Origin of the sequence: Modestobacter excelsi (genome assembly GCF_005930495.1) — a bacterium.
Taxonomy (GTDB): domain Bacteria; phylum Actinomycetota; class Actinomycetes; order Mycobacteriales; family Geodermatophilaceae; genus Modestobacter; species Modestobacter excelsi.
Window position 1 is genome coordinate 1 of sequence record NZ_SJEX01000005.1, and the last position, 14288, is coordinate 14288.

Consider the following 14288-nt stretch of genomic DNA (forward strand, 5'->3'; position numbering starts at 1 on the left):
GTTGGGGGTGAGCGGGCCGTCCGGGGTGACCGCGGTGACCAGCCCGTCGGCGACGTCGCTGGTCTCCTGGGCGCTGAGGGTGACGACCAGCCCGCGGCCGGTCAGCTCCGCCTGCACGTCACCCACCGGGCGACCCACGTAGTCGGAGGAGGTGAGGTCGACCAGCTGCACGGTGGGCTGCGCGGGCGCGCTGGAGGACGGGGCGCTGCTGGTCGGCGTGGTGGTCGCGCCGGACGCCGTCGCGTCGCCGCCCCCGCCGCCGCTCGTGAGCATCTGCCACCCGCCGAGGGCGACCGCCGCGACGACGAGCAGCGCGAGCAGCGGGACGAGCAGGCGCCGCCGGCGCCGGTCCTCGCGCTGCTCCTCCGCCGGCTCCGGGCTCCAGTACTGGGCGGGCTCCGCGGTCCAGGCTCCCCGGGGCTGGGTGGCCGGGAACTCCGCGGTCGCCGGCACCACCGCGGGCATCACGGTGGTGGCGGCGGGGCCGGCGGAGGCGACCGGGCGGCCGAACGCCCGGCCGGCCATGACCTGGTCGATCGCGTCCCGGAAGGCGGCGCCGTCGGCGAACCGGTCGGCCGGGTCCTTGACCATCGCCGTCTCGATCAGCGCGCGCACCGGGGTGGGGACGTCGTCCGGCAGCGGCTCGGGGTTGTCCCGGATGTGCATGAGCGCGACCTGCACCGAGCTCTCCGCGTCGAAGGCGCGGTGCCCGGAGAGGCACTCGTAGCCGACCACCCCGAGGGCGTAGACGTCGCTGGCCGCGGTCGCGCGGTGCCCCTGGGCCTGCTCGGGGGAGAGGTAGTGGGCGGTGCCGATGACCTGGCCGGTCCGGGTGAGCGGCACGCTGGCGGCGGAGACGGCGACGCCGAAGTCGGTGATCTTCACCGCGCCGTCGTTGCCGAGCAGCACGTTGCCCGGCTTGACGTCGCGGTGCACCACGCCGGCCGCGTGCGCGGCGGCCAGCCCCGCGGCGCTCTGCCGGAGGATGGCGAGCGTGCGCTCGGGCGGCAGCCGGCGCTGGCGGCGGAGCAGCGCGGACAGCGACTCGCCGCGCACCAGCTCCATCACCAGGTAGGCCAGGTGCTCACCCCGCGGGTCGGCGGGGGCGACCTCGCCGTAGTCGAACAGCGTGGCGATGTTGGGGTGGACCAGGCCGGCCGCCAGCTGCGCCTCGGCGCGGAAGCGGGCCAGGAAGGTCGGGTCGCCGGTGTACTCGTCGCGGAGCACCTTCACCGCGACGTCCCGGTTGAGCACGGTGTCGCGGCCCTGCCACACCTGCCCCATGCCACCCGTGGCGATGAGCGCGGTCAGTTCGTAGCGCCCGCCGAGGAGTCGGCCGTTCGGTTCCAACTGAGCTCCCCCCGCTGGTCGACCTCGCCCTGGTGGGCGGCGGGGTCCACCATCCCATCCCGGGGCGGCGGGCACAGCACCTGGCACCACGCAAAAGGCGACGCCCCGCGGCGGGTCCGCCGACGGCGCGCCTCCGGCGGACCGGGTGACGCACTGCGCGTTGTACTCCCGCACGCAGTAGGTGATCAGGTCGACCTCGTCGCGGAAGCAGCAGTGCAGGACGCCGTGCGAGAACTCCGGACCTGAAGTGGGCGAGCGGGTGGTCGCCGTCGTCCAGGTGCGGCAGGCGGCCGCCGTCGACCCCGCCGAGCTGCGCGCCTTCGTGAAGGCGTGGATCGGCGGGGTCGAGGCGCCGAAGGAGGTCCTGGTCTGGGACGACCTGCCGCGGTCGGAGGTGGGCAAGGTGGTCGAGCCGGAGATCCGCGCCCAGCTGCTCAGGGCGTGAGGCCGGCCCGCAGAGGCGGGGCCGGCGGAGGTGGGTCAGGCCATCTCGGGCACGCGCAGGTGCGCGAGGGCCAGGTCGAACTCGGCGACCTCGGTGATCCGGGCGCCCATCGCGGTGGCGAAGTCCTCGCGCATCGCCGCGCCCATCTGGCGGGAGCGCATCAGCGCGTCCCGGCTCTCGTAGGTGACCGCGGCCGAGGCCCGTCCGGTCATCCGGTCGATCATCAGGCTGACGCTGCAGAAGCCGGGCAGCTCCTCCATCCGCGGCAGCAGGGTCATCCGGAACGCGTCGACCATGCTGTCCAGCGATTCCCGGTCGCCCTCGGTCCAGATCACCCGGGCGCAGGCGTCCGGGCCGGCCGGGTGCACCCGGTGCAGCGCGGCGATCTCCCACTCCTGGACGTCGACCGTGTCGGCCCGCAGCACCTCGGCGGCCTTGCTCCGGGAGTCCCGGACGCTGGCCGCGCTGGCCTGCATCGCCTCCTCGGTCGCCCACGCGGCGGTGATGATGCACCGGCCCGCTTCCCGGTCGGCGAGCATCGACATCCCGACGCAGCCGCTCATGTGCTGCAGCATCGGCCAGACGGCGTCCCGCGCGTACTCGATGCCCTCGTCGACGGCTCGTGGGTCGCCGCGCACGGTGGTGGTCCTGGCGTACATGCCAGCGCTCCTCCCTGGCGATGCCCCTGCGGCATCGCCGCAGGTCGAACTGTCCTCGCGGGACGCCGTCCGGCCGGGCCGCGCGGCGTGCCGGGACCGGACGACGGCGCGTGCGGACCCTCCGCACACCCCCGTGCACCCGCCGCCGCACTGCTCGCCGTCGGCGGTGCGGGGACGTCGCGGACGGTGGGGAGTCAGGCGGTGAGGAGGCGTTCGATTCGGGCGCAGGCGGTGAGCAGGGCGGCGTCGGCGCCGGTCCGGCCGATGAGCTGGACGGCGAACGGCAGGCCGTCGTCCGTGCGTCCGGCCGGCAGCGCCACGGCGGGCTGACCGGTGACGTTGAACGGGCCGGTGAACAGCCCCTCCACCTCGCCCTCGGGGGTGTCGATCGGGGGTGTCGTCGCCGGCGCGACGTAGGGCGCGGCCGGCCCGAGCAGCACGTCGACTCCGTCGAGCAGCGCCTCGGCGGCGGGCAGCAGCTCGGCGCGGCGGGCCAGTGCGCGGTCCCGGGCGGCGGGGTCCGCGTCCCGGGCGGCTTCGAACAGCCGCAGCGTCTCCGGGCCGTACCAGTCGGGCTCGGTGCTCACCCGCTCGCCGTGCACCGCCCAGGCCTCGGGCAGCAGGACCGGCACCAGCAGGTCGCCGAGCTCGGTCAGCACGTCGTCCCGGACGTCGATGAGTTCCGCGCCCGCCTCGGCGAGCCGGTCGAGCAGCGCGCCGGTGCGCTTGGCGAGCTCCGGCTCCAGCGCGGGGTGCGCGAGCTGACCGATGAGGACGCCGATCCGCAGCCCGTGCACCGGCGCCGGGTCGTCGGCCGCGGTCGCCAGCTCCGGCCGGTCGGCGATCACCGCGAGCACCCGGGCGGTGTCCCGGATGGTCGCGGCCAGCACGCCGACGTGGTCCAGGGTCGGCGACAGCGGGGTGACACCGTCGACCGGCACGAGCCCGGAGGTCGGCTTGATCCCGACCACGCCGCAGTAGTGCGCCGGCAGCCGGATCGACCCGCCGGTGTCGGTGCCGAGCGCGGCCGGGACGACGCCCGCGCCGACGAGCGCGGCCGACCCGCCGCTCGACCCGCCCGCGGTGCGATCGGGCCGGACCGGGTTGAGCGCCTCGGGCAGGTCCGGGTGCGGCGCGCCGGCTGCGTACTCGAGCAGCGACGTGGTCGCGACGACGTCGGCGGCCGCGGCGCGCAGCCGGGCGACGACCGGGGCGTCCCGGGCGGCGGGGGAGCCGCCCATCGCGCGGGGGTTGCCGTCGCCGCGGACGGACCCGGCGACGTCGATCATGTCCTTGACCGCGACCGGGGTGCCGAGCAGCGGGCCCTCGGGAGCGCGGGGTGGGGCCGGCAGCACCTGGACCACCGCGCGCAGCGGACGACCGAGCCGCTCCAGACCCTCGTAGGCGGCGAGCAGGGTGAGGTTCGCCGGCTGCGCGCTCCGCCCGCCGTCCGCGATGGCCTGCTGCAGCGCCGCGACGAGGTCGGCCAGCCGGGGGTGTGCTGGCGCGAGGTCGGCCCAGCGGGGATCGGCGAGGACGTCGTCCGTGCTCAGCCCGGTGAGGGCGGCGACGGCCCGGACGAGCGGGTCGGACGGCGACATGGCCGGACCCTGACCAGCAGCCGGAGGGTCGCCCTCGGCGCGAGGACATCCGGCGGTCCCAGGCGCCGAGCGCCGGGGAGGGCATGGGGCCCTTCCGGTCAGGAGGTGGAGGAGGTGTCGATCGTCGCCAGGCCCTCGGCCGACCAGGCAGTGACGAGGGCGTGATCCCCGGACAAGGCGACGGTCGTCGGGTCGGCGAGGCGGGCGGCGGCAGCGCAGTGGACGGCGTCGAACCCGCGGAGCGCGTGCCGGCGGGCCAGTTGAGCTGCTGAGTCGACCAGCTGATCGTCGATGTCGAAGAGGTCGAACTGCAGCCACAGCTGGTCGAGACCCGCGAGGCTCGCGTCGTGCTCCGGACGTCCCAGGCGGCCCAGCCAAGCCGCGCGGGCCAACGCCGCGGCGGCTTCGACGTAGGTCAGCCTGGTCGTGACGAGTGTGGCCGCGGAGTCTCAGGTACGCCGACAGACGGGTCCGCCCGGTTCGTCGTCCACCAGGAGCGGGATGACCGCCGACGTGTCGAAGTAGGCGATCATCCCCGGTCTTCGGCGACGAGCTCGGTCACCGGGCCCGTGGCCTGAACGGGCACCGGTCGAGAGCGGACCGGCTGTGCTGCAGGACGGACCACGCCCTCTGCGACCAGCTCCTCGAGGACGGTGGGCGCGTTGACCGGCACGATGCGTGCGATCGGATGCCCGTGATCGGTGACGGTCACCACACGCACCGGCCCGGACGGCGGCGAGGTGTCGGCTCAGCCCGTCGCGCAGCTCCTTGATCCCGATGGCGCGCACGACCAGCTCCTCAGATGTCGCCACTTCTCAGGGATACAGAGTAGCCACCTGTGGTGATCGTCGTCCCGATCGCTCGGTCGGTCGTTCGAGGTCGCCACGCGCTCCAGCGCTGAAGGCGCGCCTTCGGCGAGACGGAGCTCAGGCGGCCTGGAAGGAGCGCTTGGACAGGCCCATTGAGTAGCCGTTGATCGCGGTGGCGACCGGCGCCTCCGGGTCGGTGGCCGCGCCCAGGGTGACGAACAGCGGCGTGAAGTGCTCGACCGTCGGGTGGGCGTAGGGCATGCCCGGGGCGGCCGAGCGGAAGCGGGCGAGCTCGTCGACGTCCCCGCGGGCGAGCGCGTCGGCGGCCCAGGCGTCGAAGTCGCGCGACCACTCGGGGACGACGGTGCCGGTGAACATCTCCCGGGTCAGGAACGGCAGCCCGTGGGTCATGAACCCGCTGCCGATGACCAGCACGCCGTGCTCGCGCAGGGTCCGCAGCCGCGCACCGAGGCCGAGCAGCGTCGAGGCGTCGTGGGTCGGCATCGACAGCTGGAGCACCGGGACGTCGGCGTCGGGGTACATGACCTTCAGCGGCACCCACGCGCCGTGGTCGAGGCCGCGGCTCCGGTGCTCGTGCAGCTCCTCGCCGTCCGGCAGCACCGACATGACCAGCTGGGCTAGGTCCGCGGCCGACGGGGTGTCGTACCGCATCCGGTAGTACATCGGCGCGAAGCCGCCGAAGTCGTAGACCAGCTCGGTGCCGGCCTGGGTGCTGCTGATCGACAGCGGCGCGGACTCCCAGTGCGCGCTGACGATCAGGATGGCCCGCGGCTTGGGCAGCGCCCGGGCCCAGGTGTGCAGCTCGGTCATCCAGGCGGCGTTCTCGAAGGTCGGCGGGGCGCCGTGGCTGAGGTACAGGCTCGGCAGCGCGCCGTCCTCCGGCGTCCACACCTGCTGCGGCGCGGACGCCTCCAGCTCGGCGTGCCGCTGCAGGTGCGTGGTGAACGGGTGCTGGGCCATGCCGCGACCATACGCCTTTTGTTTGAAGGTTCAAGTACCAGCGTGAGGAGTGCCACGCCCCGCCGTCAGGAGAGTCCGGCTGCCGTCGGCTAGACAGTGGGCATGACCGAGGTGACGCACTCCGATGCCGGCTGGCTCTCCCGCGAGGAGATGGACGCCGCCCGGGAGCGGTTGCCGATCCTCTACGTCGACGCCGTCCCGGTGCGGGTGGACGACCACGGCGTCGTCACCGCGGTCGGTCTGCTGCTGCGCATCGGGCAGGACGGGCAGGTCAAGCGGGCACTGGTGTCCGGGCGGGTGCTGTACCACGAGCGGGTCCGCTCGGCGCTGCTCCGGCACCTGGAGAAGGACCTCGGCCCGCTGGCGCTGCCCCGGGTCCCGTCGGCGCCGCAGCCGTTCACCATCGCCGAGTACTTCCCGACCCCGGGCGTGACGCCGTTCCACGACCCCCGGCAGCACGCTGTCTCGCTGGCCTACGTGGTCCCGGTCGGGGGCGACTGCGCGCCGCAGCAGGACGCACTGGAGCTGACCTGGTTCGCCCCGGACGACGTCCGGGACCCGGCGGTGCTCGCCGAGCTCGCCAACGGCCAGAGCACGCTGCTGCTGCAGGCCCTGGCGCACCTCGGCGTCTGACCGAGGGCGACGCCGTCCCCAGGGGGTACCGATCCGCGGTCGGCCGACCGATACCGGGTCTGAACAACCCTGGGAGAGGACGTCGTCTGCATGAGGGCCCGCAACAGTTCCGTCGGTGACCGCCTGGCCGTGCTCGCCGGAGCACGGCTGGACGTGCTCACGGTCGCCCCGGGCTCCCGCGCCAAGTACGTGGCGCTCGGTGGTGTCCTGCTCAGCACGGGGGGGCTGGCGGCCGTGTCGGCGGCCTTCGCCGTGCACATGGCCCTCGGTGCGCCGTGGCTGCTCGCCAGCGTGATCGGCCTCGGCTGGGGCCTGGTGATCGTCAACCTGGACCGGATGCTGCTGGTCGGCATGGGCCACGACGCATCCGTCTTCCGCAACGTCGCGATGGCGGTGCCGCGGATCGCGCTGGGCGTCCTGCTCGGCACGGTGATCTCGATGCCGCTGACGCTGCAGGTGTTCAACAAGGAGATCGACGCGACGATCGTGACGCTGCAGGCCGAGGCGGCCGACCAGTTCACCGCCGAGCTGGACGCCGACGCCCGGTATGCGCAGATCCCCGACCTGCAGCAGAGGATCGCCACCGAGCAGGCCGTGCTGGCCGGCGGCGGGCAGACCGACTCGAACGCCGATCCGCGGGTGACCGCCGCGCAGGCCGACCGGGACGCCAAGCAGCAGGCCTACGACGCCGCACTGGCGAGCTACGGCCAGCTGCAGGCCAAGGCCCAGTGTGAGCTCGACGGCACCTGCGGCTCGGGTAGGCCCGGCGAGGGCGACGCCTACGTCTCCGCCGCCGCGGCGGCCGCGCAGCAGGCCACCGTCCGGGACGCCGCCAAGGCCGAACTGGACGCCGCCGACGCTGCGCTCGTCGACGCCCGGACGACGGCCGGCGCGGACGCCGCCAGCAACGGCGCCCGCAGCGTCGCGATGGCGCAGGCCGACCTGGCCACCGACCAGGCCGAGCTGGCCCGGCTGACCGCGCTGCGCACCGCCGAGCAGGACGCGTTCGCCGCGCAGAACTCCCAGGCCGACGGGCTGCTCGCCCGGCTCGAGGCGATGGACCGGCTGGCCGAGGACCGGCCGGCCGCCGGCACCGCGCACGTGATGCTCTTCCTGCTCTTCCTGTCCGTCGAGCTGCTGCCGGTGCTGATGAAGACGCTGCTCAACTTCGGTGAGCCCAACGCCTACGAGGTGCTGGAGAAGCTGCGCGACGAGGAGGACGTCGAGGCGGAGAAGATCCGCCGGGACGGACGCCAGCGCGCGGTGCAGGCCCGCGCCGACCTGGTGGTCGCCGCTGAGACCGACCGGATGGCCCGGGAGATCCTGGACCGGGAGATCGCCGCCCGCGAGGAGGCCGAGCGCCGGGAGGCCCGCCGGCAGGCACGCCGCGGCCGGTTCGCCCGGATCCTGCGCAACGCGACCCGCACCGACCGCCCGGTCCCCTCGGCGACCGGGGTCGCCGAGCCCACGCTGGACACCGGTGAGCTCGAGGCGCTGATGACCGCCCCGTCCGCCGTCCGCCCGTGGCCGCTGCCGGCGCCGCGCCCGGCCGCGGAGCTGTTCACCCCGGTGGAGTCCCGCGAGCGCTGACCCCACCCGACCCGTACTGGCCCCGACCCCGGCAACTCGCCGGGATCGGGGCCAGTCGGCGTTCGGGACGGCGCGGGCTCGTTCGCCGGTCGGTCAGCTCTCCGGGATCAACCCTGCTGCGTCCAGCGTCTCGTACAGCGTCTGCATCAGCGGCCCGACCTCGTCATGGGCATTCTCGACGGCGCTGTTCAGGGTGAAGGCGATGCCCAGTCCGGAGTCCGGGAAGTAGGCGTGCACGGCGCGGAATCCGAGGGTCTCGCCCTCGTAGAACCAGAACGAGCCGAGTTCCGGATTGTGGAGCTCGGCGATCCCCAGACCGAACCCCTGGGGGTCGGTCGCCGACGTGCTGTCGATGGGCTGGCCGGTCGTGGTCGAGACGAGGCTCTCCAGCTCGGCCTGCTGCTGGGACGGGAGCAGCCGGCCACCGTAGAGCGCGCGTTCCCAGCGGGTCATGTCGCTGGTGGTGCTGATGATCGCCCCGGCAGAGCGCGCCCAGGACAGCGTGTCCCGGCTGACGTCCCGGCCCAACAGCTGGGTCAGCGGGAAGTCGTGGTTGAAGAAGTAGCCGGCGGGTTCGCGGTCGGTCACCCAGGCCGGGTAGACGTCGGGGCGGTAGTGCAGGTCGCGCAGGCCCAGCGGCTCGATGAGGCGGCGGTACAGCTGGTCGGAGTAGCTGTGCCCGGTCACCTTCTCGATGATCATCTCGGCGAGGACGTAGTTCGTGTTCGAGTAGCTGTAGCCCGACGTCGCCGGAGCGTCGAGCACGTAGCCGACCAGCCGCTCCTGGGAGAAGTAGGTGTGTGGGTCGGCGGCGTAGTCGGCGTACCAGGCCGGCTGGTCGTCGTAGGTCGGGATGCCGCTGGTCATGTTCAGCAGCCGCCGGATGGTCACGTCCCGCCACTGCGGGTACTGCGGCAGCCACGTCCCGAGCGTGTCGTCGATGGACAGCCGGTGCTGCGCCTCCAGCTGCAGCAGCAGCACGGCGGTGAACGCCTTGGTGTTGCTGCCGATCTGCCAGACGGCATCCGGCCGCACCGGCACGGAGCCGCCGAAGGTCGTGGTCCCGGCGCTCACGTCGATCGTCGACCGGCGGCCGGGCAGGCTGACGCTCAGGCCGGCGGCCGAGACGTGCTCCGCCGCGCCGCGGTCGCGCAGGTACGCGTCCAGGTCGGCGCGGAGCTGCGCGGCGACATCGTCGCCCTTCTGACCGGACGGCGCGGCGTGCGCGGGCACGTTCCCCGCGATCGGAGCCACGAGGCCCGCGAGCACGAGCAGCATGACGACGAGGGCGCGGGTCAGCGCGGCTCGGGGGATCAGGTGAGGTGCTCGGTGTTCGGTCATCGGAGGCTCCACCCGGGAACATCGAAGGTGTCGAGCGAGTGGCCCACCGTTCCGCAGGCGGAGCGACCCGTGGTGGCTGGGAATTGCGGTGTGCACGCGCAGACGGCGCGTCCCTACGCCTTGGCAGTGCCGGCTCCGGTCAGCACGACGTCCCAGCTGCGGCGAAGCGGTGCCACGCTGACTGCATGAGCAGGCCGGTGGAGGTGACTGCCCTGGCGATCAACGTGACGATCCCGGAGGCGCTGCGCTGGACGGACACCCGGCGCGGCGAGGAGTTCCAACTGACCACGCTCAACGTCCGGCTGCTGCCCGACGGGCACCTCGCGGCCATGGCCTACGGCAGGCCGACCGCCGGTGGCCGCGGCACGTACGTCTCGTTCCGGGTGCCCGACCGGCCGGAGCTGGCGGCGCTCGTGTCCGAGGCCGCCGGCCGCGCCGGGGAGCTGTGGGCCGCACACCACGGCCTCGGCTGACCGGCGGATCGGACTGGTTCCCCGGGGGTCGTCGGCGGACCAGATTGCCCGGCGACGGCACCTCCGCCGTCCGCCCCCGGGAGGCAGCCGTGACCCGCACCCCGCAGGAGATCTCGCCCACCACGCGAGCGCGTTGATGGCCGGTGACGTCGACGATCTCGTCGCCGACTACGCCGAGGACGCGGTCCTCATCACCCCGGCCGAGGTCTTCCGCGACCGGGACGGCGTCCGGGGGTGGGTCAAGGGGATGCTCGCCGACCTGCCCGACGCGACCTGGGACGTGCCCACACAGGTCTTCGAGGGCGACGTCCTGTTCATCGAGTGGTCGGCAGTCGGCACGTCCAGCCGGGTGACCGACGGTGTGGACACGTTCGTCTTCGTGGACGACAGCATCCGGGTGCAGACGGTGCGGTGCACCCTGGAGAAGACGGGCTAGCTCAGGTCTTCGGGAAGTTCCGCTTGGCGTACTTGCCGGCCGAGCGCATCGCGGCGACGTTGACCGCGGCTCCCACTCCACCGCCGGCCAGGGGAACCGCTCGGCCGAGGTTGATGACGCCCTTCGTGCCGAACTTCGTGAAGAGGCGGAAACCGACCTTCTTGTTGATCTCGATGAGCACCTTGCCGGGCAGCTGCTTCAGCGCCGCCATGGCCGCCTTCGTCCCCAATTGCGCGCCCACCTCGGCGGCGATGCTGGCCCCGCCGGCTCCCAGCAGCGTCAGCAGGACAACGCTCCTGACCTCATGCGAGTCGACGTCGTAGCCGCGGAGGTGGGCAACGCCGGCGACGCAGCGCGCCGACAGCGAGTAGAGGACCGCGATGTCGGCGGGGATCGACACCGGGAGCGCGAACACCCCGCCGAGCCCGGTGGCGAAGCCGCTCGCCGCGACGAGCCGGGTGTGCGTGGAGATCAGTCGCTGGATGGCGACCTCGACGTCGACGTGCTGTGTTCGGTGCTGCTCGGCCACCTCGCGGGCGCCTTGGAGCGGTCCGATGCCGTCAACGCCAGCGGCGAGGACCTTGTCGACGAGCTTGGTGACAGCGGTGTCATTGCCTGCGAGCCCGTCGGGCCCGTCTCCGCCCACTGACTCGTGATGGTCGGTCACGCTGGTCATCTCGGTCACCCCGTGTGTCGTCGTGTTGAGCGTCTGCCCGGCAAGCAGTCCGTCGGCTTGGACCCGGCGGCGAGCGTCACTCACCTGCCCGGGTCAGAGTTGGAAGCAGTCAGGCGGTGACGCGGCGCCCGTGCAGGTGGCCCTCGAGGCCGAAGTAGACCTTGCCGGTGGCGGCGCCGTCGCAGACCTCGCAGGTTGCCCCGGGCCGCTCCCCGGCCTCGTCCAGCCGCTTGCGCAGCCGGCGGGCCGTCGTCTCGCCGTCCACCAGGTCCTGGAGCCAGGTCTCCAGACCACCATCGTCGGGGGGGACGACGTCGCGCGACCTCTTCCGAGTCTTCACAGTCCCGGTTTCGGCAGGGAGAGCCGTGGAATCGCCGGGAACGGTGGCCGGGTCGATCCGGCGCATCCCACCTGCCCCATGCGTCACTCCGGTCAGTGGGCCACGGTCCCGCGCGACTTCGCCGTGCCCCCGTCGGCGGCCAGGATCAGCGCAGTGGCGGAAGATCGTCGAGGTCGAGCCCGTTCGACGCGCACTTCGGTGGACAGTCCCCGGATCGTGCTGGTGATCGAGGCGACGGTCGCCCGGCTCAGGTGCGGCCGGACGAGCTCCCTGGTCAGCACGAGGACCGGGCGTGTCTCGTCCAAGGGGGCCAGGTGGATCGGCCGCATCAGTCGACGTCGTCCGGCGGCATCGCGACGACGTGCTCGGCCAGCCCGTCCAGGTCGTCGCTCGGTCCAGCCCCCAGGATGGTGGCATCCCGGGCAGCCAACTCCCGGCGGCGCTCGCGTTGAAGGGCCTGGCTGACCGCCGCAGCGCGGGAGGACGCTCGCCCGTCGGCCACGAGCTGATCGATGAAGCGGACGAGTTCTTCCGGCAGGCGGACGGCGATCTGCGTGCTCACTCGTGCATGGTCCTGCAGTGGGATTCAGGAGTGGTACCCCGCGCAGGTCTCATCGACGGTGCGGCTCCTGTCAGCTTCGCGGACGGAGGGCGACGACATCCAGGCCGGATGCAACCGACCTGGCTCCCCGCTGGATGATCAGCACATGCCGCTGCCTGGGGTGCCGCTGGAGAAGCTGGGTTTCCTGACGATCGGGCTGTTCGACGGGGACGACCCCGGGCCGGGTCACGAGTCGACGCTGCAGGTGATCGAGCTGGGGGAGCGGCTGGGCTTCGACAGCGCGTGGCTGCGCCACCGGCACCTGCAGTACGGGATCAGCTCACCGGTCGCCGTCTTGGCCGCGGCGACGCAGCGGACGTCGCGGATCTCGCTGGGGACGGCGGTGACCCCGCTGGCGTGGGAGAACCCGCTGCGGCTGGCCGAGGACCTGGCGACGGTCGACGTGCTGTCCGGTGGCCGGCTGAACCCGGGGGTAAGCGTCGGACAGCCGATGCACTGGGACGACGTCAAGGCCGCGCTGTACCCGGACACCGCGGACGTCGAGGACTTCTCCTACGAGCGGGTGGCGCGGCTGCGGCGGCTGATCGCGGGGGAGCCGGCGTCGTCGTTCCGCGGCAAGGAGGGTGTGGTCGAGGAGTGGTCGGACCGGGTGCAGCCGCACTCGCCCGGGCTGGCCGACCGGCTCTGGTACGGCGGGGCGTCGCTGAGGTCGGCGCAGTGGGCGGGGGAGCAGGGGATGAACTTCCTGACCTCGAGCGTGATCAGGGCCGAGTCCTCTGCCGATTTCGCGAGCGAGCAGGCGAGCCAGGTGCAGGCATTCACGGCAGCCAACCCGACGGGCCGGGTGTCGCAGGGGCTGGTGGTGATCCCGACGGACTCGGCCTCTTCTGAGCAGGTGGAGAGGTACCAGGCGTACGTCGACGCCCGGACGCCGCGGACGACGACGCCGCAGGGCCCGGCGCGGATGATGTTCGCGGTCGACCTGATCGGGACGTCGGAGGAGATCGCCGAGCAGCTGTACGCCCATGCCGGCTTCCGCGAGGTGGCCGAGGTGGTGTTCGCGCTGCCGTTCAGCTTCGAGCACGAGGACTACGTGCAGATCCTCACCGACATGGCGCAGCACCTCGGCCCCGCCCTCGGGTGGCACCCGTCCCGGTAGGCGCCGTCGTCGTCAACTTGGACTTGATTTCGTCGACCCAGCACCCGTTGAACACCTGAGGCCTCACTACGGCCGAAGCTCAAGCGAGAGGCGGGCACTGGGCGTTCAGCGCCGGGTGATGGAGCGGGTGCATTGGTGAGGGAGGCGTCGTGAGTGGTAAGCAGATCAGGCTTTTCTTGGCAGACGGCACCCCGGGCGGGCTGCTCACCGCGGAGATCATGAACTGGACCGGGTCAGTGATCGCCGCACCGCGGTCGGACCTGGCGGAGCTGCTCAAGCGGCCTGAAGCAAGGCGCACCGGCGTCTATCTGTTGATCGGTGATGACCCCGATTCTCCTGGTCGCGACCTTGTTTACATCGGTGAGGGAGACGATGTCGGCAAACGACTGTCTCAGCACGCCAGGGACGACTCGAAAGACTTCTGGTCACGGGCCGTGGTGCTGACCAGTAAGGACGCGAACCTCACCAAAGCCCATGCGCGGTACTTGGAGGCGCGGTTCATCGCCATCGCCACGTCGGCTGGCCGTTCGCGTCTGCACAACGGCACGGCCCCCGAGCCAGTCGCGTTGCCCGAGGCAGATCGCTCGGACATGGAGTACTTCGTCAGTCAGGCGAAAATTGTCTTGCCGGTGCTCGGCGTCAATACGCTCCGTGCCTGGCAGTCGGCTACGAAGGCCGCACCGCGGCCTGGACAGTCAGAGTCGCCCGCTCCACGAGAGGACCTTCCGATACCGCGCTCACCCGTTTTTCAGCTCGGGCCCACGCGGGCGGGTGCCCACGCAACGGCACAGGAAGTTGACGGTGAGTTCACCGTCCGAGCTGGCTCGTTGGCCCGCCTTTGCTGGGGCGGAACCCCGGGCAGCTATCAGAAGCTCAGGCAACGCCTTGAGTCAGACGGTGTACTGATCCCCAGCGCGAACAATCTGACGATGCGCTTCGCCCGGGACTACGTGTTCGCCAGCCCGAGCGCCGCGGCCGCCGTGGTCTTGGGTCGCAACGCCAACGGTCGACTTCTTTGGTCTGCCGAGCGGACCGGGCAGAGCTACGCCGTCTGGCAAGAGGCCCAGTTGGCAGCGGCGGAATTGGAGATCAACGAGCGGAGCCACTAGTTCCGTTCAGTGTAAGAGTGGCCGAACCTTACGCAGGCAGGTTCGGACCGACTGGTGTGCCGGAGACATCGCGTCAGGGGCTGAACCCGGTGATGCTCGCCCTCGACCTGATCAGGATGTCGGA

Annotated in this window: 16 protein-coding genes and 1 pseudogene; 7 read left to right on the plus strand and 10 right to left on the minus strand. The window is 72.4% G+C overall.

What is annotated here, in order from left to right; genetic code table 11:
- The coding region (locus FHL80_RS03075) for a protein kinase domain-containing protein (RefSeq protein WP_246078423.1) at positions 1-1350 on the minus strand (1350 nt) is incomplete at its 3' end.
- A 247-nt stretch (positions 1351-1597) separates the two neighbouring features.
- Here FHL80_RS03075 and FHL80_RS03080 point away from each other — a divergent pair.
- Positions 1598-1795, plus strand: a complete 198-nt coding sequence (locus FHL80_RS03080; RefSeq protein ID WP_246078424.1) for an AMP-binding enzyme — start codon at positions 1598-1600, stop codon at positions 1793-1795.
- A 35-nt stretch (positions 1796-1830) separates the two neighbouring features.
- Here the strand turns inward: FHL80_RS03080 and FHL80_RS03085 are convergent, their stop codons facing one another.
- The 5 genes and pseudogenes from FHL80_RS03085 to FHL80_RS03105 all read right to left on the minus strand — a co-directional run bounded on the left by FHL80_RS03085 (position 1831) and on the right by FHL80_RS03105 (position 5845).
- The gene (locus FHL80_RS03085; protein WP_138731999.1) at positions 1831-2454 is read right to left on the minus strand and encodes an antibiotic biosynthesis monooxygenase; all 624 of its coding nucleotides are present in this window, start codon (positions 2452-2454) and stop codon (positions 1831-1833) included.
- A gap of 194 nt (positions 2455-2648) precedes the next feature.
- Complete coding sequence (locus FHL80_RS03090) at positions 2649-4055, minus strand: amidase (protein WP_138732000.1); 1407 nt, start codon at positions 4053-4055, stop codon at positions 2649-2651.
- Positions 4056-4153: 98 nt separating this feature from the next.
- Positions 4154-4483: pseudogene (locus tag FHL80_RS03095) on the minus strand (type II toxin-antitoxin system VapC family toxin); the annotation flags it as partial.
- Between the two features lie 101 nt (positions 4484-4584).
- Positions 4585-4770 carry a hypothetical protein gene (locus tag FHL80_RS03100; protein ID WP_246078426.1) on the minus strand — a complete coding sequence of 62 codons (186 nt, stop codon included), beginning with the start codon at positions 4768-4770 and terminating at the stop codon, positions 4585-4587.
- A gap of 211 nt (positions 4771-4981) precedes the next feature.
- Entirely contained in the window at positions 4982-5845 is an 864-nt protein-coding gene (locus FHL80_RS03105) for a dioxygenase family protein (RefSeq protein ID WP_138732001.1), read from the minus strand.
- A 102-nt stretch (positions 5846-5947) separates the two neighbouring features.
- On the opposite strand from FHL80_RS03105, the gene FHL80_RS03110 reads away from it, so the two are divergent.
- Together FHL80_RS03110 and FHL80_RS03115 are read left to right on the plus strand one after the other, a co-directional pair.
- Positions 5948-6478, plus strand: a complete 531-nt coding sequence (locus tag FHL80_RS03110) for an NUDIX hydrolase family protein (protein WP_138732002.1) — start codon at positions 5948-5950, stop codon at positions 6476-6478.
- A 90-nt stretch (positions 6479-6568) separates the two neighbouring features.
- Positions 6569-8068, plus strand: coding sequence for a DUF4407 domain-containing protein (locus tag FHL80_RS03115; protein ID WP_138732003.1), 1500 nt, complete (start codon positions 6569-6571; stop codon positions 8066-8068).
- Positions 8069-8161: 93 nt separating this feature from the next.
- Here the strand turns inward: FHL80_RS03115 and FHL80_RS03120 are convergent, their stop codons facing one another.
- On the minus strand, positions 8162-9409 hold the full coding sequence (locus tag FHL80_RS03120) for a serine hydrolase domain-containing protein (RefSeq protein WP_138732004.1): 1248 nt from the start codon (positions 9407-9409) through the stop codon (positions 8162-8164).
- 185 nt (positions 9410-9594) lie between these two features.
- Here FHL80_RS03120 and FHL80_RS03125 point away from each other — a divergent pair, with 185 nt between their 5' ends.
- Both FHL80_RS03125 and FHL80_RS03130 read left to right on the plus strand, forming a co-directional pair.
- Positions 9595-9882 (plus strand): hypothetical protein, encoded by a 288-nt coding sequence (locus FHL80_RS03125; RefSeq protein ID WP_138732005.1) that lies wholly within the window; start codon positions 9595-9597, stop codon positions 9880-9882.
- 136 nt (positions 9883-10018) lie between these two features.
- On the plus strand, positions 10019-10318 hold the full coding sequence (locus FHL80_RS03130; protein WP_216870374.1) for a nuclear transport factor 2 family protein: 300 nt from the start codon (positions 10019-10021) through the stop codon (positions 10316-10318).
- A 1-nt stretch (position 10319) separates the two neighbouring features.
- Here the strand turns inward: FHL80_RS03130 and FHL80_RS03135 are convergent, their stop codons facing one another.
- From FHL80_RS03135 to FHL80_RS03150, 3 genes are all read right to left on the minus strand, one after another.
- On the minus strand, positions 10320-10994 hold the full coding sequence (locus tag FHL80_RS03135) for an EcsC family protein (protein ID WP_138732006.1): 675 nt from the start codon (positions 10992-10994) through the stop codon (positions 10320-10322).
- A gap of 109 nt (positions 10995-11103) precedes the next feature.
- On the minus strand, positions 11104-11334 hold the full coding sequence (locus FHL80_RS03140; RefSeq protein WP_138732007.1) for a hypothetical protein: 231 nt from the start codon (positions 11332-11334) through the stop codon (positions 11104-11106).
- Between the two features lie 328 nt (positions 11335-11662).
- Entirely contained in the window at positions 11663-11896 is a 234-nt protein-coding gene (locus FHL80_RS03150; RefSeq protein WP_138732008.1) for a ribbon-helix-helix domain-containing protein, read from the minus strand.
- 145 nt (positions 11897-12041) lie between these two features.
- Between FHL80_RS03150 and FHL80_RS03155 the strand changes: the two genes are divergently transcribed.
- Positions 12042-13055, plus strand: a complete 1014-nt coding sequence (locus tag FHL80_RS03155) for an LLM class flavin-dependent oxidoreductase (RefSeq protein ID WP_138732009.1) — start codon at positions 12042-12044, stop codon at positions 13053-13055.
- Positions 13056-13204: 149 nt separating this feature from the next.
- Positions 13205-14164, plus strand: coding sequence for a GIY-YIG nuclease family protein (locus tag FHL80_RS03160; RefSeq protein WP_216870376.1), 960 nt, complete (start codon positions 13205-13207; stop codon positions 14162-14164).
- Positions 14165-14288 lie beyond the last annotated feature (124 nt).